Origin of the sequence: Alicyclobacillus suci (assembly GCF_017329615.1) — a bacterium.
GTDB lineage: Bacteria > Bacillota > Bacilli > Alicyclobacillales > Alicyclobacillaceae > Alicyclobacillus > Alicyclobacillus suci.
In genome coordinates, this window is the sequence record NZ_JAFMTW010000015.1 from 1 (window position 1) to 19,466 (window position 19,466).

Below are 19,466 nucleotides of genomic sequence, written 5' to 3' on the forward strand. Positions count from 1 at the left end.
AAATAACGGATTAAATTCCCCAAAATCATCGGGATGAATTCCCCACCCTTTGTCGAATTTACGGCACCGTTCACATCGTTGTGGGAGGTGCCACGATGATGGAGAGTAAGAAAATGGGGATGTATCAGGAAGGCGTGAGTATCTCTGAACTCTCTCGGAGAACTGGACATGACCGTAAGACGATTCGAAAGGTAGTCCAAGAGCAGGAGGATGGAAAGAATCCTTTATCTGGAACTAAACGAAAAGGCAGTAAGTTGGAATCCTATAAGCCCTATGTAGAACAGCGGATGCGTTTTGGCGTAAACGCGGAGAGGATTTTACGAGAGATTCGGGAGCGGGGATACACTGGTGGGATCACGGTTTTGCGTGAGTTTATGCACCCGCTTCGCCCCGTTGTTTCTGCCAAGGCAACGAGGCGGTTCGAAACGGGTCCCGGTGAGCAGGACCAAATCGATTTAGGCGCGTTCCCATATATCGACGCCGAGGGGAATCGGCGCACACTGTGGTGTTTTGCTATGGTTCTATCCTACTCCTGGATGCTCTATTCGGAGTTTATCAAAGCGTCAGATCAGCTGCATATCCTACAAGCGCTGCGGAATGCGCTTGAGTTTTTTGACGGGGTGCCAAAGACCATTCTCAGTGACAACTGTGTACCGCTCGTTCTGTCCAACGACGGACATGGACGCGTGGACTGGCAACCGGCTTATTTGGATTTCGCCAAGTATTACGGGTTTGTTCCTAAGGCCTGCAAACCCTATCGTAGCCGTATGAAAGGTAATGAGAAGCTCGGGATATGAGAAGTTGTCGCATACATCTAGTCGTCCATTAGTTGTTGTGAGTTCGATCAAGTCGCAAATGCTATGTAAATCCCCTCTTCGGAGTGTGGCATAATGTTCACAACCTACTCAATGGCTGATGGCGTTGCTTTCTTGTTTGACTCAGACTTCTCTTGCCCTTGCACAGTTCCTACTATTTTCTGTGTCCGGGCCACAACCATCTGTTGTCTACGCCTCGTCAATCTTCATCAGCAATGCTCCGCTCAGCCGTGTCACAGACTCCCTATACAATGCGCATACCTTACAAATATTTGTGCAGTCCCAGTCCAAATAAATTCACCATTGCAATATAAACTGGATATACAATTATCATTCCAATAATTATTAAGCCAGCCGCTGAACTAGGGGCGTTCTCTGGATTTTTAAATGGTAAAAGATAAGAAAAAACACATATAAAAACGGCTAAGTATGGTACCCAAAGCAATACTGACCAAAATATAGACTTTCTATTCCCCATCCATTTTCTTATTAAAATCAAAATTGAGATTGTAAAGGTTATAAAAAACAAAATACCTATAGAGATTATAATGTTATTAACAGTACCTAATTCCAAATGTGTAAGTATACTTATGCGATAAACATTGATGACTAGTTCAAATTCCACAAAGAACAAAAGAGCGTATAACAAACTCACAAAATTGACCTTTATAAAGAATTTCATAGACAACTTCCTTATGAGATAATTATTTTAAAATAAGCCTCCCACAAAACCAAACAAAGATCCATTATACACATGTGTACTACTATAAAGAACCAACAGCAACAATAATGCTTTTATGGTTGAGCGTTTTGAAGATTTCTAAGCTGCTATAGGGTGAGGGATTTCTTAAAGTATAAAAAGTCTTCACCTCAACTTCGAGAGGATTTCAAGTAACCAAACAGGAAATATCGACAGAGGAAGTCCGCTTGTATCTTCTCCAAAAGTCCCTGATTTCCTTTGAATAGTACGTTATTTCGTAATTGAACCCACCGAGCGATTGGAGTTATTCTTTCTGCACCGGACTTGTATCCTTATGCAGTAAAGTTGAAAAGTTCATCACCCCAGGGTGCAAAACCTATCAATCATGAAACAATTTTACGAGCATTACTGGCTGCCTCCTTGAGGGCATTTTAACATTTACTAGGCTCCGCAAGCTTTTGGTTAGCGACCTGCGTTTTCGCGTAAGTGTCAAACGCAGGACACATTGAGCGTAGAATTATTCATCGTCAATCGTCATTATAATCAGACATCCCCACCGGCTACGGCGGGGAATACTGTCGTGTTATGAAGTCTTTCTCCTTGGATGTCGCACTTCGTCCGGTAAGTTCCCAGCCCAAGGCAGCAGCGCGGCCAACGAGTCAGATTCATCGTCGGGGACGTTTGGTAGTTGCTCGAACAGATAGCACAGATATTGAAACGGGTCGAGTCCATTCTCTTTTGCAGTTTCCACGATACTGTATGTGATGGTGCTCGCTCTAGCTCCGCGCGGCGTATTGCTGAACAGGAAGTTCTTTGTCCCGATCACAAATGGCTTAATGGAACGTTCACCGCGGTTGTTATCGATCTCCAGATGGCCATCCTCAAGGAACACGGTGAGCTTACCCCATTGGCGTAGGCAATAATTCACTGCCTCTCCCAAGGCACTCTTTGGGAGTGTGTTTTCCTTCTGGAATTCAAGCCATGGCAAAAAAGCATCCAGGACTGGACGACTTTGCTCGAGGCGCTGTTCGTACCGCTTCTCGGGAGTTATGTCTTTTAACCCACGCTCAATTTTGAAGAGACGATTGCAATATTCCAGTCCTTCCCTTGCAGCCACGGGCGTGTTCCGTTTGGATGCGGGTAAGGCCTTGATGGCCTCGTCGAATTTCCTTCGGGCATGACTCCAGCACTCTGACAGGGTCACATTCGGAATGTCCTCGTACCCTACGTAGCCATCCACATGGATGTATCCGTGAAATCCTTGGAGGAACCTTGTTGGATGCTCCCGACTGCGCGTCTCTTGGTAGTCGTACAAAACAATGGGTGGACCGTCCCGTCCACTGCGGTAGAGCCACATGTAGGACTTCGTATCTGCGGTTCTGCCGGATTCGTGAAGTACCTGCAGCGTTGTCTCGTCTGCGTGTAAGTACTTCCGTTGTAAGAGTTCCTGGTGCATCCGGTCGTATATTTTACTCAACCATGTCGTTGCACCGGCTAGGACCCAATTGGCCATGGTTTGTCGTGATAACGGAAAGCCTTGTCGCTCAAACTGTTGCTCCTGCCGATAGAGTGGCATCCCCTCGACGTATTTCTTACTCATGATGTAAGCCACTGCTGAGGCAGAAGCTAAGCTCCCCGGAAATGCCGGACGTGGCATGGAAGCTTTCACAACAGGGGTTACAATTTCATGCTTCTCACGATGACGACAGGCGTAGATATATTGAACATGCTCCATGACCTTCATCTGAGCCGGAATGATTTTTATCTCAGTTCGCGTTTCAGAGCTCATTTCATGCATGGCGCCACCACAGCAGGAACACACCTGCTCCTCTTCGGGTAAGCGATACTCCATTCGCTCCACGGGCAGGTCCTTTAGGAGTGAAGTCAAGGGGATGGACACCCCAAACAGAGAATGTTTAAATATTCAGATCCGCTTTCATGCCTATGCAGTAATCTGGTTCAGCGCGTGATACGCGTCCTGTGCCTGCACTGGCGTTTTATACCCAATGGACGAATGAATCCGTCGTCGATTGTACCAGCGTTCAATGTACTCCCAGATGTCTCGTTTCGCCTTTGCACGCGTGCGATATTTCTGTAAATGAATCAGTTCCCGCTTGATCACGCTGTGGAACGACTCAATACAGGCGTTATCATAACAACAGCCCTTGCGACTCATGCTGCCAATCATCTGGTACTCTTTCAGCTTATCCTGGTACTCCCTGGACGCATACTGGCTTCCCCGATCTGAATGATGTAGCAGGCCGGCTGCGGGCTTTTCGCGTTGATACGCTTGCTCCAAAGCATCTATGACGAGTTCCTTGGTCATCCTCGAACCTGCTTTCCATCCGACGATTTTACGTGTGTACAAGTCCATGACGCTGGCCACATACAACCAGCCCTCCTCGGTCCAGACATATGTAATATCTGTCATCCAGACCTGATTCGGGCGCTGTGCCTGAAACGTCTGATTCAGGACGTTATCGTGCACCGGATGACTGTGCTTCGAGTTCGTCGTTGCCTTGTATTTACGCACTGTACGGCTTCTCAGACCACACTCACGCATAATGTGTGCAACCGTCTTCTGGCCCACCCGAAATCCTTCATTACGCAGCACCTGCGGAACCTTTGGGCTCGCGTACAAACGCCGCGAGGACAGAAAGATTTCATGAATGCGCTTTGTGATTTTTTGCCTTCGTTTTTTACGTTCGCTCTCTGAACGTTTCAGCCAGGTATAGTAGCCGCTTCGATACACCCGAAGCTTTGCACATCCTCTGAACCGAAAACTCGAAGCGGTGTTCGTGAATGAACTGGTACCTTATTTCCGGTCGGGGCTTACGATGCGCAACGCTTCGTATTATCAGCATCAACTTGTAGAAGTACGGCTTGGGATGGAAGGTGAAGGTGGCTTCTTTCACTTTCCAATATCTCGACACGGACAACAAACCGTCGAATCTTGGTCAACTTACACCATCAGTTTCTGGATACTGTGCTGTGGCAACAACAAGCGTCCACGTGTATGACGGAGAGACGGTGATTACGTTGATGAAAGACATCGTCGGCGATAACTACGGCTGAAGTTTGTCATGATGGACGCTGCTAGGATCAGGTAAACTGGTCGTAGCTATGGCGCGCAGGCAATCATTGTACTGAACAAAAGAGGTGAAAAGGAATCGTACGCTGGGTTCGTGTTCGATGGTACACCTCGTTGCTTGGTGGGCTATGACATGGTCTACTGGGATGCCGATGGTGACCGGTTAAAGTGCGTTGTCCCCTGTTCTATAAGAGGTTAACTGTACGCTCGGGGCTCGTTAAACGATTTTGTATCTGTAAAGGATACGGGGGGTGTTCCGGATGTTGACTGAATTGATTTTTTCAGAGACGCGTAAGGCAGTGTGTTCAGCACGTCTGTCTTCTTCAGCCATCCTCGATGGGCCATACGAATCCCGTATGCTATATTTGCGAATTCCTCTGGGTGATCGGCATCGATGTTGATAGCGACCGGTGAGATGCATGTAGTACCTGTACCCTTGTTGACTTCGCGCGCAGCTGTTCGATTCCCCATGTAGTGTCAGAAGATTCCGCGTTGCGTCGCAGATTCCTCTGTCGATTTAACATGTTCAACGCCGACCATTTCATCCAATTGGTGCCTGTCGCAGGCGATGCGGGCGAATGACGTGAGAATCTGCGGGCGCTTTCGCATACAGTGCCACATATCTCTTGGCCGAAGGAGGGTCATTTGGTGAGTGACATGAACGAGGTGACAAAGGGGATCGGCGAGTTGCTGATTTCTGATGTGCTGTCGAAACATGGCATCCGTCGCGAGAATACCCGGCAAATTTCCGATGAGCAAAAGCAGAAAATCCGGGAACTAGTCAAAGATCTGCAGGCGCAAGTTGACGAGTTCATGAAGCAACAGGCTGTGAAGACGACACAGGTACCTAAGGATTTGCATGCTCCGTCTGAGGCGACCGACGCGGCGAACCCTCGCCGGCGCAGATAACGCGTTCCTTGCACCGGAACGTCCAAAAATAGGTGTGCTTCTGGGGGAATGCCCCATACAAAATAGTCTTTCGTGTAATACCGTGTGGTATCAAACGTAAGGAGTGAGTGAGTTGTCAAGTGAGAAGAAATGGTCCGCATTAGACCCAAGTGCTGAGCATCCATGCGCGCCACGTGGTGGCGTAAGTCAATCCGCGACGGAATCCATTAAGACGGTACAGAGTAATGACGAACACATTTACATCAAGGACTCTTGTGATGTAACGGTGACAACGACGGACATTCAGGCAGCCGTCAACCTGCAGGTCGCTATTCAATTGGCGATTGCATTGATTATCAACATCTCTATCGCCGATGGTCAACAGGCAGACAGCATCACACAGGACCTTTTGCAACGGATTCGCACGCGGCAAGATATCCACCAAAAGACAGTGGTTGAGAACTCTCGTGGAATCACCGTAACTACGACGGCGGCTGAAGCAAGCGTCAATATTCAAATCCTGCTTCAGGTTCTCTTGGCTATCATTGCGAAGTTGGAAATCCTCTAAGTTCCACAGGACGGTAAATTTGCCGCCCCAACATGGGGCGGCCGTTGCTTGAAGGGGGAGCAAGATGGGTACAGCGGGTGATGAACAAAACAAAACAGGCACTTCGCCAAATCTGAACGGGCTGTTTAATCAGGTTCAGCGCGGTGAGGGAGAAGCGACTGGCAAGGTCCATCGCCTTGTGCAGTTGCTGGAGACCGCTCAGGCCGAGGCGAGTCGCGTATTTGCAGAGCATGGAATCATTGTCGCTGATCATGTTACGCAGGAGAAGGATGAGGAAGAAGAGGCGCCGCAGCGGAACAGGGTTCGCAAACGACTGGTTTGGCCGCGTCGTCGCGGCGGCGATACGCCAGTCGAGTGAACCGGGCACAAGTGGCGTGATCCGGAGGGGAGCACAATGAGTTCACGCAAGAGAAAGTTACGAAAGCAGCACGGCAAATTGGTCGTGAAAAAGGTTGGCCGACGGGCTCAAACGATGCGCAAGCGGCGTCATAGCCGCCTGTCGTTTGGCTACGATTACGATATCAACAAAACTCCTGGCCTGTACTTGCCAAAGCCGCATTTGACGAGTGAGACGCGTCATAAACGGCGTTTTGAGCCCGAGTGGGCAGAAGGCGACAACGCTGAGTTTGCGCTTGAGTTGCCGAATGTCGAGGCAGCCGACGAAATTGTTCAAGTGGATGAGACGTCGGTTTTCACGGATGAGGAGAATTGCCTCATCGTGATTGTACGGGACTCTTGTGACGTCGAGATTGTGAACCAGGATTTGACCGCAGCACTCAATCTCCAGCTGACTTTGCAGCTTGCGTTGGCGACGATTCTGAGTCTGACGGTGGGCGAGAATACTGCCAACTCGATTGTTGAGGATATCGTGTCGCAATTGAGCGATATTCAGCGCACTCGAAAAGTCATTCATGTGGAGAATTCGCAGTCTGTCAGGGTTCAGCTGTCGAGTACAGAAATCTCGTTTAACATTCAAGTTCTCCTACAGCTCTTATTGGCTATCATCGCTCAAGTGGAAGTCGCTTAACGTCTGGCGAGTGAGGGCCTATCACTGGGCGGACCCGCAATGTGGAGCGTGGCCTTCTAGCTATCCGCAACGTGAGTGTCCGGGGGATTTTCCGTGTAGAGACTCTTCCCACTTCTCTATAGCGGGTGCGTCCAGTCGGTCGTCGCTCGACGTTTTATACTTTCTTTTGACATTATAGCGTTTGGATTCGGCGTACATTCAATACATAGATATTCCGTTGTATGTGCTTTGTCACTTTTCTCGTGTGGCGGGTGGCGTGTTGGAGTCCAACAAACGGGGCATAATTTTGGACGAGGTGATACGTGTGAAAATGGAATCTGTACATGAACAGTTGAAGCAATGGGGAGAGTTGATTATCACCACAGACGCGGGGGACACGTACGAAATTCACTTGGGGGATACGACGTTTGATGTGGATAAACGTCTCATCAAATTTACGACGCCAGATGCCGAGTACGTCATCGAAGGTGACTCGGTCGAGAGCGTGAAGAAACACTTTAGCCACGAAGCGGATGAGTAAAGTCTGGTTTTGAAAAGGAAACAGGCGGTCCGTCTGGGTGGTCCGCCTGTTAGTCCGGGCGATGTACATAGGTTGTGCTCGGTTCCGCAACGTTTTTTAGAACCCCCGGAATCGCAAACATCCTCTGGTCACTCCTTGTAGTCTGACTTCGTTCGTATTGAGCCCAAAGGACTGTATCATCTTCACAAATTAGCGTGATGCATTCATTTCACAGTTATGATTGGAAGAACGTGTCGAGCGGACCAGTAAACCATTCACCGTCATATTTTCCGGCCTGGACTTGTATCGCAAAGTCATTCAACAGGGTGAAGAGCTTTTTGCGTTCAGCTTCACGCAATGAGAATTCGACTCCGTATTGAAGCAAATTGTCTGCCATTTCTTCAGACCAGACAATGGCGCCCTCCAATTCAATGGTACGTTTGAATAAGGTCAGTTTGAAGTGCAGGACGACGCCATGGTTTGCAGGGAATCGGAGATTCGAGACAAACCGTAGGCCGCCCGGCCCGATGTCCATGAGTAAAATGTCTGTGTATCCCAGGGACAACCGCCGTGAGTTGACCGCGGCGATGGTGACCATGGCAACCATCGGGTGAGGCGGGGTCACTCGGAAGTGTTTGCGACGGTTTTCAACGGGTGCTGGGCTCGTCTGATGGACTGGATTCGGTGTCAACACACCCGTGCGCAGGAGCTCTTCAAATTGCTGGGCTGGAACGGGTTTGCTGAAGAGGAATCCTTGAATTTGCTCACATTTTACCTGTTTTAAAAAGTCGAGTTGCTGAATGGTCTCTACGCCTTCCGCGACCACTGTCAGTCCTAGGCTGTGTGCGAGTTGAATCACTGAGCTTACAATTTGTGTAGGTGCCCAGTGGTCAGGGACGTGTGACACGAACGACCTATCTAGCTTAATGCCATCCAATTCATAGCGGTGCAGCCAGCTGAGAGATGAGTAGCCCGTCCCAAAGTCGTCGAAGAAAATCGCAATGCCCATCGTACGCAGTTGTTCAAAGGCTTTCACTACTGATGGTTCATTCGGCATAATGGTCGTTTCCGTAATCTCAAACTCTAGTTGCGGCGCAGGTACATTGTATTTTGCCAAGGCTTTGCGAACTGATTGGACGAAATTTGGAACAAGAAACTGTTTTGCGGACACGTTGACCGACACTTTGATGCCCTTGGCAATGGAATTGCTCCATTTCTGGAGTTGCTGACAGACGGTTTCAATCACCCAGTCGCCGAGCGGGACAATGAGTCCGTTGTCCTCGGCAATTTGGATGAATTCGCCGGGGGAGACGAGTCCCCAGTCTTCGTGATCCCACCGAATCAATGCTTCAGCAGCAATGATGCGCCCGGTGATGGCGTCAATGCGCGGTTGATAGTGTAAAACGAAGTCATTGTTTCGCAGTGCCGTGCGAAAGTCGTTTGCTAAGGAAAACTGCTTATACGCGCCAGCCGTCAGGTTTGTGGAATACACTTGCATTGCACTGTGCCCTACGTCTTTTGCATGGTGTAAGGCGATATCGGCGTGTTGCATCAGCGTTTCAGTATCGGTTCCGTCGATTGGATAAAAGCTGATGCCAATTCCGGCTGAGACGTATACTGCATACTGGTCAATCCGAATCTCTCGTTCAAATAGACGGAGCAATTGGTCAGCCAGGTGGTATACGTGTTCCGGATTTTCGGCACCCGGGACGAGAATGGCAAACTCGTCTGCACCAATTCTCGCGATGATGCACTCTGATGGAACACACATGCGGATGTCTTGAGAGATTGTTTGAATTAACTTGTCCCCTATTGAATGCCCAAGTGTGTCGTTGATATACTTGAATTTATTCAGATTCATGGTTAACACAGCGAACGGGTGTTCGCGTTTTGCTGCGAGTCCAATCATGGCCGATAACTGTTCTTCAAACGCGCGTCGGTTGGGCAGGTCGGTCAACCAGTCGTGATCGGCAATGTAGTTCATGAGCTCCTGAGTTTGCTTGTTTTCTGTGATGTCGTGGAAATTTACGATATATCCATCGATACGCTTTCCTTTGTGCAAGTTGTGGAACGTCGCATCGCAAATGCGCCATATGCCGTCCTTATTCTGAATTTGCAGTTCGATTTTGACTTTATTTTGTTTCCCATTTGATAGGTTTTGAATGGCTTCTTCACACAGCTGCCTGTCGTTTGGGTGTACGAGTATTAAAAAATTGGTTTGAGCGACGTCGATGGCACGATGGCCGAGCACGTTTTCGATAGCATTACTGACGTATGAAATGCGCATGTCACGTGTTAGCGTCAGGAATACGTCCGAGGAGTGACGTGTCAGTGCATGGAGATGCGCCTCGCTCTGAACACTCGTGTGCTCTGTCGTGTTGGTATGGATGAGCGGTTGGTAATGCTCCGCTACGCCGATGATTTCGCCCAACTCGTTATGCAGTGAAAATAGGCAAACGGTGGCCGTGAACGTGGTTCCGTCCCGTTTTATGTAATCGCTGTCAAAACAAATTGTTCCACCGTGCCGTAGCGCAGTTTGATAGAGGTCATACATCGCCTCTTTGTTCTCCATGCGAAGATGAACCGGCTGATGCAAGAGTAATTCTTTTTCGCTCCAACCGAATAGTGCTTGTGATGCTTGGTTCCACTTTGCAACGTTTAGGTGCTTGTCGAGAATCACAAGTGGGTCAGCCTCGAAATTTTCGAGGGCGTGGAGTTCGTTTTTGAGCACAAACAGATTGTGCTGCATGACCATCCTTGTGACATCGCGTAGGGTACCTTCAACGCGCGTCAGTGTGCCGTTTTCGTCGTATATACACTCAGCCGTGCCGTGTACATAGCGCGATTGGTTCTGTAGCCCATTAATGCGGTACGTAAAGCTGCGGCTTTGCAGTTTGTCTTGAAGGACTTGTCGCCAGTACGTTTTAATGATTTCCCGGTCAGCGGGGTGAATCCACTCGACAAGCATCTTTGGGCGTAGGGATTCGGTATTCGAGGTCAGACCGAAAATTTGGTACACTTCAGGTGAGCAACGAACTTCTCTTGTAGAGACGTGATATTCCCACCTGCCAATGCTCAGAATCTCCAGGCCCTGCGCATGTCCTGGAGCTTTCCGATTGAACCACGTCCTGGTTTTCACGTTGGCGCCCCCTCAATGTATTCTGTCGGTATCATAAAAAAACGACACCCGTGATACGGGTGTCGTTTGTCCGGTCACGGTAGCTGGCTGGCATATCTGCAGACCGAAATCTGTAGAGGTAGCCCCTGTAGCTTTGCGTCACTTCGTTTCCGAAGGTTTGCCTTTTTCGTTGTGAAATCAATTCGACACGATTCAACAGTGTCCTGTTTGGTAGTTTGGTATATTTCTTACGAAGTAAAAGTACAACAAGCCATCTCTGAAAGAATCCATTTTTGGATACGTATTTCATCGAATGAATCGCCTTAGCGTCACTAGACAGCCAAGCGATTCCTTGTACAATTTGCAGAAAGGAGCGATGTGTGTGAAACGGATAGATGCGGTTATCCGCCCTGAAAAACTTCAAGCCGTGATAAAGGCTCTGAGAAACATGGGGGTTAACGGATTTACTGTTATCCCAGTGCAAGGCAGGGGACAGGAGCGCAATGCGCAGGGGGTTTACCGCGGGCATATGTACAATATTAATTTGCATCCGAAGATTAAACTGGAAATCGTGGTATCCGATATCTATTTGCAGCGAACGATTCAAACTATTATCGATTCCGCGCAGACGGGTGAGACCGGAGATGGCAAGATCTTCGTCTACGAGGTTTTGGAAGCATACAACATACGGACAGGTGTCGTTGATGAAACGATAGATGAATTGAACCGCTAAGGGGAGCGATTTTGCTTATGGAGAACGCCCTGAACACCGTTTGGGTGGTCCTTACAGCGGCACTTGTGCTGTTTATGGAGGGCGGCTTTAGTCTGCTAGAAGCGGGACTAGTCAGGACCAAAAATGCAGTCAACGTGACGATGAAAATTTTTGTGGATTTGACGTTTGGCGCACTGGCATTTTATCTTATCGGGGCGCATTTGCTGTTTGGCGGCGACCAATGGCATATTGTCGGATTTGGTCGAATACTCGGTCCGCCGGAGTTATCGCCGGAGGCCTTCATATTATTTCAAATTGGGTTTGCGATTGCCGTGGTATCGATTATCTCAGGTGCCGTTGCCGAGCGGTTCCGTTTTTCCGCGTATATCTTAACGGTTTGTCTCACCTGCGGTCTGGCGTATCCTATTTCAGCACACTGGATATGGGGACAGGGCGGTTGGCTTGCCAGGCTTGGGATGGAGGATTTTGCGGGGTCTGCAGCGATTCACGCCATGGGCGGTTTTATGGCGCTGATGTTGGCTTACCTAGTCGGACCAAGAAAACATCGTTTTAATCGGGATGGTAGCGTCAATGTCTTTGCTCCGAGCAATGTTCCACTCGCGTCATGCGGCGCATTCATTTTGTGGTTTGGCTGGTTTGGATTTAATGCGGGGAGTACACTGAGCGCCACGAATGGGGAACTCGCCCCGATTGCACTCAATACGTTTTTAGCCGCTGCGGCAGGTGGAATGTCGGCTATTCTCTTTAGTATATACAAGTTCCGGGTGGCTGATCCCAGCATGACGATTAACGGATCACTCTGTGGATTGGTCGCCGTGACGGCAGGTTGTGCGTATATAGGGTCCTATGCAGCCATGATTCTAGGTTTTTTTGCGGGTATTTTAGTCATCCTCGCGACAGGCTGGATAGATGCGTTGCATATTGATGATCCCGTCGGCGCCGTTGCGGTACACGGCTTTGGCGGGGTTTTTGGGACGCTGGGTGTCGGGTTGTTTGATAGGTCGTCTGGGCTGTTTACGACAGGGCATATCCATCTGTTTGCTGTGCAACTGCTAGGCGTGCTTGTTGTGGTGGCCTGGGCACTTATCTGTGCGACATCTGTTGGTTGGGTGCTCAAGAAGACGGTTGGAATTCGTGTCGGGTCCGCGGAAGAAGATGAAGGTCTGGATATTGTGGCGCATGGTATCCCTGCTTACAATGAGTTGGAACGCTTTAGTGACGGATCTCCGTTATCGTTGAGCGACGCTGCCGGGGTGGAACTTGGGAAACAAGAGACGTCAACCGAATTCTAGATTTTCCGATATAATAGCCAAGGTGGTCGTGGTGAAAGGCAGGAGACGGTGGTTCCATCGTCTCCTTCTGTCTGTATTGGGTCGTCGTAAGTCCTTTTGTTTGATTGCTGTAAAGGGGAATGTCAAATGCAGTTGAAGGCGGCCCATTGGGTTAGAGCAGAACAGACAATATGGAGATTCGGACTCTGCATTATGGGCGTATTTCTAGCGCTGATTATTGCCAGTGCGGTGCTCTTTCAAATCAATACGCAGAGCGCCTTAGACAGTATGAGAAATTATTTACATATAGACCAACAACTCGACGAATTGAAGATTTCCCTCATTGATGCGGAGACGTCGCAACGCGAGTATGTCCTCACGGGTGATGCATCTGATCTAGCGTCGTTTGAAGCCGATGCTAAACGTTATGCGGACATTGCAGATGCGTTGCACCAATGCAAGTTCCCAGACGACATGAACCGCAAAATGGAGACGACCATTTCGCAAGGAAACCAGTGGCTGTCACAGTTTGGACGTCCACAGATTTTGCGTAAGCAGTTAGGGAGACCCGTCATGCAGAAGGAGCTTGCGACAGGGGCTACGCAGATTGAGCGCTTTCAACAATCGGTTGACCACCTTCAATCGCAAGTGATGCAGGTACACAACCAAGTGGATAGCGCGCTGGGGCGAAAAGTTCGAGGTATCTTTGTCCCCTTTTTTGTGGTGGTTGGCTTGTTGGGCGGCGTGGTAGTCCTGACACTCGTCACGTACTTGGCGAGGCGGCAGCAGTCGGAGATGGCGCTAAGAAACACGGAGCGGCGTTTGCGTCACGCGCAGCGGTTGGCCCAGGTTGCGAGTTGGGAGTGGGATCTTTTGCACGACATGCGTACTTGGTCTCCGGAGATGATGGAGCTGTTCGCCGTGGATGCGGCCGCATTCGATGGGCACCAGTTCGATATGATGTCCTATATCCATGAGGAGGATCGGGAACTTGTGGGACAAGCGATTCATCAGGCCGTCGAGCGGGGAACGTTGGACGTCGAGTACCGAATTATCCGGGCAGATGGTGTGGAGCGGTTTGTTCATAGTGTCGCGGAGGTGGTCTATAACCGTTCGGGAGATGCGACGCGATTGGTTGGCGTGATTCAGGATGTCACGGACCGCAGGCAGACAGAAGAACTGATACGTCGCACTGAAAAACTCTCCATTGTTGGGGAATTGGCTGCGGGTGTCGCACACGAGATTCGTAATCCACTGACGGCTATTAGTGGCTTTATTGAGATTTTGCAAACGGTCCCGCCAGATGTACAGGAACACTATTTGGCGATTGTGCGCGAAGAGTTAAATCACATTAATGTCATCGTCAGCGAGTTTCTTCTGTTGGCAAAGCCGCAGGTCGCGACCTACAAGGTGAATTCTCTAGAGCCGCTCGTTCAAGATGTTGTTCAACTCTTGCAGACGCAAGCGATTTTGAAAAACGTTGTGCTGGTTTATCAATTTGATGAAGATGTTTTACCTATACGGTGTGAGGCGAATCAAATGAAGCAGGTTCTGGTCAACCTTGTGAAGAATGCGGTCGAAGCGGTGCCTGAGGGTGGACACGTGGAGGTTCGTGTGGAGGGATGTGGGCAGGAGGTCGCCATTCGGGTGGTGGATAATGGCGTTGGCATCCCGAAAGAGCGGATGAAACGGCTTGGTGAGCCGTTTTACTCAACGAAGGAACGAGGGACTGGACTGGGCCTCATGGTGAGCCAACGAATTGTGGAAAGTCACGGGGGCAGGATGATAGTGGAAAGCACGGTCGGACGGGGAACGACCGTTTCGGTCGTTCTGCCCGTGTCAACCGATGCGTTGCAACCTGTGTAAGTGCGGGCTATGTGAGGGAGCTGGGATAGCAATGGACATGCACGCCATCGAATTTGCGAATGTTTCGCTTTGCGTGGGTGGAGATACACTGCTTCGAAAGGTCGACGGCAGGGTGCCGAAGGGGCGAATTGTCGCGTTGATTGGCCCATCCGGCTCGGGGAAGAGCACTCTATTGTCCTTGTGTAATTTAATGCGCACGCCGACGAGCGGGGAGGTCTTCGTGGAGGGGCGCGAGGTTCGAACATGGCCGGTGCGCAAGCTGCGCCAGAAGGTGGCTATGGTGTTTCAGTCGCCGACGATGTTCCCGGGCACGGTTGCTGACAATCTGAGCTTTGGTCTCCACTTGCATGGATTGTCACTGTCCAATCCAGCCGGGCTGTTAGAGGATGTGGGTCTAAATTCGTCACTTTTGGACAAGCGTGCGGAGGATTTGTCTGGTGGACAGAAGCAGCGGGTGGCGCTTGGTCGCACGTTGGCCATGCAACCTGACATTCTACTGCTTGACGAGGTGACGTCTGCCTTGGATGTACACGCTAAACTCGAAGTTGAACGTACGATTTTGTCGTTACACGAATCGCGGGGGACGTCGATGTTGTGGGTGACACACGATCTCGCCCAAGCCCGTCGCATCGCCGACATCATCTTCTTTATGGACGCCGGGGAACTGGTTGAGGTGCGTGATGATGCGGCAGCGTTTTTCGAGCAACCGCAGTCCGCACCGGCGCAACGGTTCCTCGCGACGATGCGAGAGGGGGATGGGGTGGAGTGAGCTTTGCCACGTTGTCGTTCACCCTTGTCTTTGTAGCTATCAGCGTTGGTCTTTCGATATGGCTTCGCTTGGGTGTGCAGCGGGATGTTGTCATTGCTGCGGTTCGCGCCACGATTCAACTGGTGATTGTCGGCTATATTCTCAAATTTGTCTTCCAGGCGCATAACGTCTTGTTTATCCTGGCTATGATTGCGTTGATTGTTTGCGTAGCCACCTGGAATGCGCGTTCGCGTGCGAGGCACATTTCGGGCATCGGTTGGCGAATTGGCCTCAGTTTGCTAGTGACAGAGGTGGTCACGCAGGCGCTACTACTGGGGTTGCACATCATCCCGTTTCAACCCCGATACGTGATTTCGCTGAGTGGAATGATTGTGGGGAACGCGATGGTCGCGTCCGGTGTGCTACTCAACCGCCTGCAGGGTGAAGTGGCGAACAAACAGAGCGAAATCGAAACGGTGTTGGCGTTAGGGGGTAGCCCGCGCCAAGCGATTTATCCACATTTGAAACAAGCCATCCGCGCGGGGCTCATTCCGACTATCGACTCGACGAAAACGACAGGGCTGGTTCAATTGCCGGGCACGATGAGTGGCCTCATTATCGCGGGTGCCAGTCCTGTGCAGGCTGTGCGCTATCAGTTGATGATTCTGTTCTGCATCCTGGCCGGGTCAGCTATTGCAAGCATTTTGCTTGGCTTTCTGGCATACCCCCGCTTGTTTAATCACTACGAGCAGTTGGTCTATGAAGAGGGCGTGCAAAGCGGTCGGCGCTAAGGTGGCCTGGGTAGGGTGTTGTGCAGAGCCAGCGTGCGGCGTACTCCAATCTGCTCAAATTGGCCGTCAGGGGAATAATGTCGGACGGTCGTGCCATGTGGCATAGGGAAGACGGCCTTGGAGGCACAGGAGTCGATTGAGTATCCGGTAGTGAGGGCGCACCCGTTTCAAGGTTGGAAAGGCGCGAATGGCGCGATAGCCGTCCACAAAGGCGCCGGCTAATTGCTCAGGCCATTGTGCTTCCAGCGCGATAAGTTCCTGCTCCGGGGGCCCATAAACGTAAAAGTCGAGGTCTATCAGGTGTGTGAAATGACCCTCACGAATGAAATATTGTGTCGGGTCTTGGTCGAGCATGATAGGCGCGAATGCTGTCGCCAAGGGTGGTAGTTCAGCAAGTGCTTGCGCGGTATCGAAGGCTATCTGTCGTGTTTTGTCATCCATTTCAAACGTTTGGTTGCGGGCAAAGCTTTCGATGGTGTTCGCCAGGCGCTGATGAAATCGCGTCGGTGAAATGGGGGTTCCGACCATCCCAGCACTGGATACTCGTACACAGTGAATGGCAGCAAGGTGTCGCCCGTAGGCTTTCGCGCCGCTGATGCTCAATTCGTCAAAGGTTGTGGCGGCGCGCCCATCGACGAACGCATGCGTCGGTTGGTAAGCAGTCGGACGATATGGGAAGAGCGAATAGAGTTTGGGAATGTCGAGCTGGCTGTGTACGCGAAGCGCAGCATACATGTTTCGGTAATGATAGGGTACTTGCAAATGCAGCCCGAAAAGCGCTCGAACGCCTATGTAGAACTCGTTTAAACTCCCATCCTGTTGCCTGGCCGTGCGTATGGCCACACGATGCCCTCTCCACCATCCGACGCGAACAACATTTGCTTGCCCAGGATGTTGTTGCGAGAGTTCGACAAAATTTTCGGGGACGCTGTAGCGCGCGTTTGGGTGGTCTGGCATGGGTATCTCTCCTTTGTTCGTTGCGCTGGGTGGCTCGCTCCTCCACCGCTGGATTCGTCCTTCTTTTGATTGCTTACTATCATAAGGCCTTAAGTCCATTCAGGATTCATTTTGCAAGTTGCGATTCACAAGTTGCGATTCACAAGTTGCGATTCAATTGTACTTTAAATCGGCCCGGATGAGGTGAACTTTGGCACATGCAATGACATGGGAACGAGTTTCCATGTCGAGCGGAGGATGCCTGCCTTGAATTTTTTGCATGGGTGTCCAAAGACGGTCCGATATGTTCCTCCGCATTCGCTCAGGGGGAGAGATTGAACCAGGTGGGCAAGGGTTTTAGAGGTGAGTAAAAAACCATGGAAGCCTTGGAGTAATTGGGTTTTTGACACTTAACTAAAGTAGTTAACTAGTTTACGGATGAATGTAATTAATTCATTCACTCGTCAATGCATAAAGTACTTCATTCGTTCATTCAGAAACTAGATCACGCATGAATGTATCAACTATAAAACTAGTTATTGCGTTGACGATTTGTGAGAATCAAAAATATAATCGAGGTTGAAGCCCTACGAAATCGGAAGGAATGAATTACATGGGTAAAGACCCAACGCTTTTGAATACGAATATTACCGTGGCAGTGGACAATGGAAATAGTTTTGTCAAGGCGGCCTACGACAACATCAATCAGACGTTCATGTTTCCCAATGTGACGGTTCAATCAGATCAGAAGCGGAAAGTGATTCTCAATCAGGGGGATCCGATTGATAACCTCGATTTGGAAATTGTGTCACCTTCTATCCCGGAAGGGTTTGGACGACATTTTCAAATTGGTGTTCTGGCTTCGCGCCATCCGCGCGCGCAGGCAATTATCGGTCACAAGGCGGCGCAGATGAAGTCACAGCGCCCAGAGACGATGATTACGACGCTTGGCGCGCTCGCATATGCCATCGCAACGAAGCACAAGGCGGACATTGCGAACGGTGTGCGTCGCATCCGCGCGCAGGTGAAATTGGGAATTGGGTTGCCAATTGCCGAGGTCAGCGAGGCACAAGCTTTTTCGGACAAGCTCACGCGCGGTGTACATATGGTCGCGTTTCGCTCGACGCCGCAGTATGAGGGTGTCGAAGTGGAAATTCAGATTTCGCTGCCGGACGGCATCAACGTCGATAACGTGTCCGGCATTATTGATCTCGCCAGCGAACCCAAGAGCACGCTGCTCGAGAAGTCGTTCGGGGTGGCTGATCTTGGCGGGATTGACTTGGATATCGCGTTTTTCAAGCCGGGTCTGCAACTCGACGATTATACGTCGACTGGATTTCGGATTAATTTGAACGATATTATCACGCGCATTCGCAAGGATTTTAACGCGCAGATGGGGCAGGATCTGATTAAAAGCGATGTCAACGTGATTGAACGCCTTGTCAATAAGGATTTTGAGGTGAAGTGGCAGGGCCTTGTGAAGGGCAACATTGGGGATATTGCGAATTTGTATCTGACGGAGTTGGCGCGGGACGTGTTAGACAGGGTTCTCGACGCATGGGCCGAGGCGCCGGAAGCAGAGGAATTCCTGTTTATTGGCGGCGGTGCGACGATTTTGGCGAGCTATATCAAGGACGTGGAACGACAAGGGCGTCCGCTGCGCTTTGACGTGCAGGAGCATAGTCAGTTGCGCAATCTGCGGGGCACCTTCCGCTCTCTAGAATCGGCCATGGAAACCGGGGTGCAACTCGGCGCGGAAGTCGCGGCAGGAGATGAGACCGTTTGACAAGCAGGCCTAGAAGGACGCGGAAGAAAGCACTAAAACATGGCGATTTGTTTCACGTCTATATCGCGTCTGACACGCCGCCGGAGGTGTGTGAATTCCTTACGGAACTGAAGATGAACGGGGATTTCAGCTACGAGGTTCTGCAGATTATTGGGAAGCATGTCGCGTCACTTCAACAATCGCAGGCGACCGCGACCGTGCAACAACCCGCTGCATCCACAGTGGAACCCATACCTACGGCAAATGTCGGCGAGGTGAAGAAGCCTGCCGAGGTAGTGGAGGAAGCAGTTCGCGATGCAGAGGTTCGCGATGATGCGGTTCCTTCCGTATCGCCTTCTTCCGTGCCGCCTGTCACGGCCACGTCTTCGGCGGTCACGAGGACGACCGTCGAGATGGAGGCGCCACCGGTCGCTGAGGCCACGAAGCGAGTGGAGACGCCGCATCCATCGGTTGCGGATGTGCAGCCAAAGTCGCAGGTCCAGGTCGAGAAGAAGCCAGATGTTGCGCCGAAGCTAGATCCGATTGCGTTGTTGCGCCAACAACGGCGCGCTTGGGTCGCGACGAGTAGTTCGCGTTGACTTGATACAACTCATTCAGATAAACGGGGCTGTTGGTGCACGATGTGCTGC

The 19,466-nt window shown here is 50.5% G+C and carries 17 protein-coding genes, 2 pseudogenes and 1 riboswitch; of the genes and pseudogenes, 14 read left to right on the forward strand and 5 right to left on the reverse strand.

The window, feature by feature from the left end; all coding sequences use genetic code 11:
* Positions 1–95 precede the first annotated feature (95 nt).
* Positions 96–797, forward strand: a complete 702-nt coding sequence (gene istA / locus J3482_RS09500) for an IS21 family transposase (RefSeq protein WP_236018092.1) — start codon at positions 96–98, stop codon at positions 795–797.
* 1,301 nt (positions 798–2,098) lie between these two features.
* Here istA and tnpC read toward each other — a convergent pair.
* Positions 2,099–3,391, reverse strand: a pseudogene (gene tnpC / locus J3482_RS09505) (IS66 family transposase); the annotation flags it as partial.
* 66 nt (positions 3,392–3,457) lie between these two features.
* Positions 3,458–4,270 (reverse strand): annotated as a pseudogene (locus J3482_RS09510) (IS3 family transposase); the annotation flags it as partial.
* 146 nt (positions 4,271–4,416) lie between these two features.
* Here J3482_RS09510 and J3482_RS09515 point away from each other — a divergent pair.
* Positions 4,417–4,590: a hypothetical protein gene (locus J3482_RS09515; protein WP_188332329.1), complete on the forward strand. Its 174-nt coding sequence runs from the start codon at positions 4,417–4,419 to the stop codon at positions 4,588–4,590.
* A gap of 493 nt (positions 4,591–5,083) precedes the next feature.
* Here the strand turns inward: J3482_RS09515 and J3482_RS21280 are convergent, their stop codons facing one another.
* A complete protein-coding gene (locus J3482_RS21280; protein WP_268884565.1) occupies positions 5,084–5,215 on the reverse strand; it encodes a hypothetical protein in 132 nt (43 codons plus the stop codon).
* A 39-nt stretch (positions 5,216–5,254) separates the two neighbouring features.
* Here J3482_RS21280 and J3482_RS09520 point away from each other — a divergent pair, with 39 nt between their 5' ends.
* The 5 genes from J3482_RS09520 (at position 5,255) to J3482_RS09540 (ending at position 7,609) form a co-directional block, all read left to right on the forward strand.
* A complete protein-coding gene (locus J3482_RS09520) occupies positions 5,255–5,515 on the forward strand; it encodes a hypothetical protein (RefSeq protein ID WP_146824135.1) in 261 nt (86 codons plus the stop codon).
* Positions 5,516–5,627: 112 nt separating this feature from the next.
* Complete coding sequence (locus J3482_RS09525; RefSeq protein WP_021298150.1) at positions 5,628–6,062, forward strand: spore coat protein; 435 nt, start codon at positions 5,628–5,630, stop codon at positions 6,060–6,062.
* A gap of 64 nt (positions 6,063–6,126) precedes the next feature.
* Positions 6,127–6,420 (forward strand): hypothetical protein, encoded by a 294-nt coding sequence (locus J3482_RS09530; RefSeq protein ID WP_206922320.1) that lies wholly within the window; start codon positions 6,127–6,129, stop codon positions 6,418–6,420.
* 36 nt (positions 6,421–6,456) lie between these two features.
* A complete protein-coding gene (locus J3482_RS09535) occupies positions 6,457–7,089 on the forward strand; it encodes a spore coat protein (RefSeq protein ID WP_206919611.1) in 633 nt (210 codons plus the stop codon).
* A gap of 304 nt (positions 7,090–7,393) precedes the next feature.
* Positions 7,394–7,609 (forward strand): hypothetical protein, encoded by a 216-nt coding sequence (locus J3482_RS09540; protein ID WP_031219182.1) that lies wholly within the window; start codon positions 7,394–7,396, stop codon positions 7,607–7,609.
* 214 nt (positions 7,610–7,823) lie between these two features.
* Here the strand turns inward: J3482_RS09540 and J3482_RS09545 are convergent, their stop codons facing one another.
* Positions 7,824–10,727, reverse strand: coding sequence for an EAL domain-containing protein (locus J3482_RS09545; RefSeq protein ID WP_206922321.1), 2,904 nt, complete (start codon positions 10,725–10,727; stop codon positions 7,824–7,826).
* Between the two features lie 75 nt (positions 10,728–10,802).
* Positions 10,803–10,899: riboswitch (cyclic di-GMP riboswitch) on the reverse strand.
* A 189-nt stretch (positions 10,900–11,088) separates the two neighbouring features.
* Between J3482_RS09545 and J3482_RS09550 the strand changes: the two genes are divergently transcribed.
* From J3482_RS09550 to J3482_RS09570, 5 genes are all read left to right on the forward strand, one after another.
* Entirely contained in the window at positions 11,089–11,439 is a 351-nt protein-coding gene (locus J3482_RS09550) for a P-II family nitrogen regulator (RefSeq protein WP_146824139.1), read from the forward strand.
* Positions 11,440–11,456: 17 nt separating this feature from the next.
* Positions 11,457–12,731: an ammonium transporter gene (locus tag J3482_RS09555; protein ID WP_188332330.1), complete on the forward strand. Its 1,275-nt coding sequence runs from the start codon at positions 11,457–11,459 to the stop codon at positions 12,729–12,731.
* A gap of 126 nt (positions 12,732–12,857) precedes the next feature.
* Positions 12,858–14,576, forward strand: coding sequence for an ATP-binding protein (locus tag J3482_RS09560; RefSeq protein WP_206922322.1), 1,719 nt, complete (start codon positions 12,858–12,860; stop codon positions 14,574–14,576).
* 31 nt (positions 14,577–14,607) lie between these two features.
* Positions 14,608–15,345: an ABC transporter ATP-binding protein gene (locus tag J3482_RS09565; protein ID WP_146824142.1), complete on the forward strand. Its 738-nt coding sequence runs from the start codon at positions 14,608–14,610 to the stop codon at positions 15,343–15,345.
* Positions 15,342–16,115: an ABC transporter permease gene (locus tag J3482_RS09570; RefSeq protein ID WP_146824143.1), complete on the forward strand. Its 774-nt coding sequence runs from the start codon at positions 15,342–15,344 to the stop codon at positions 16,113–16,115. The genes J3482_RS09565 and J3482_RS09570 overlap by 4 nt, the downstream gene beginning before the upstream one ends.
* A gap of 66 nt (positions 16,116–16,181) precedes the next feature.
* Here the strand turns inward: J3482_RS09570 and J3482_RS09575 are convergent, their stop codons facing one another.
* Complete coding sequence (locus tag J3482_RS09575) at positions 16,182–17,072, reverse strand: aminoglycoside phosphotransferase/kinase family protein (RefSeq protein WP_206916933.1); 891 nt, start codon at positions 17,070–17,072, stop codon at positions 16,182–16,184.
* A 592-nt stretch (positions 17,073–17,664) separates the two neighbouring features.
* Between J3482_RS09575 and J3482_RS09580 the strand changes: the two genes are divergently transcribed.
* Together J3482_RS09580 and J3482_RS09585 are read left to right on the forward strand one after the other, a co-directional pair.
* The gene (locus J3482_RS09580; RefSeq protein WP_146824145.1) at positions 17,665–18,837 is read left to right on the forward strand and encodes a ParM/StbA family protein; all 1,173 of its coding nucleotides are present in this window, start codon (positions 17,665–17,667) and stop codon (positions 18,835–18,837) included.
* Positions 18,834–19,415 (forward strand): hypothetical protein, encoded by a 582-nt coding sequence (locus J3482_RS09585; protein ID WP_206922323.1) that lies wholly within the window; start codon positions 18,834–18,836, stop codon positions 19,413–19,415. The genes J3482_RS09580 and J3482_RS09585 overlap by 4 nt, the downstream gene beginning before the upstream one ends.
* Positions 19,416–19,466: the final 51 nt, after the last annotated feature.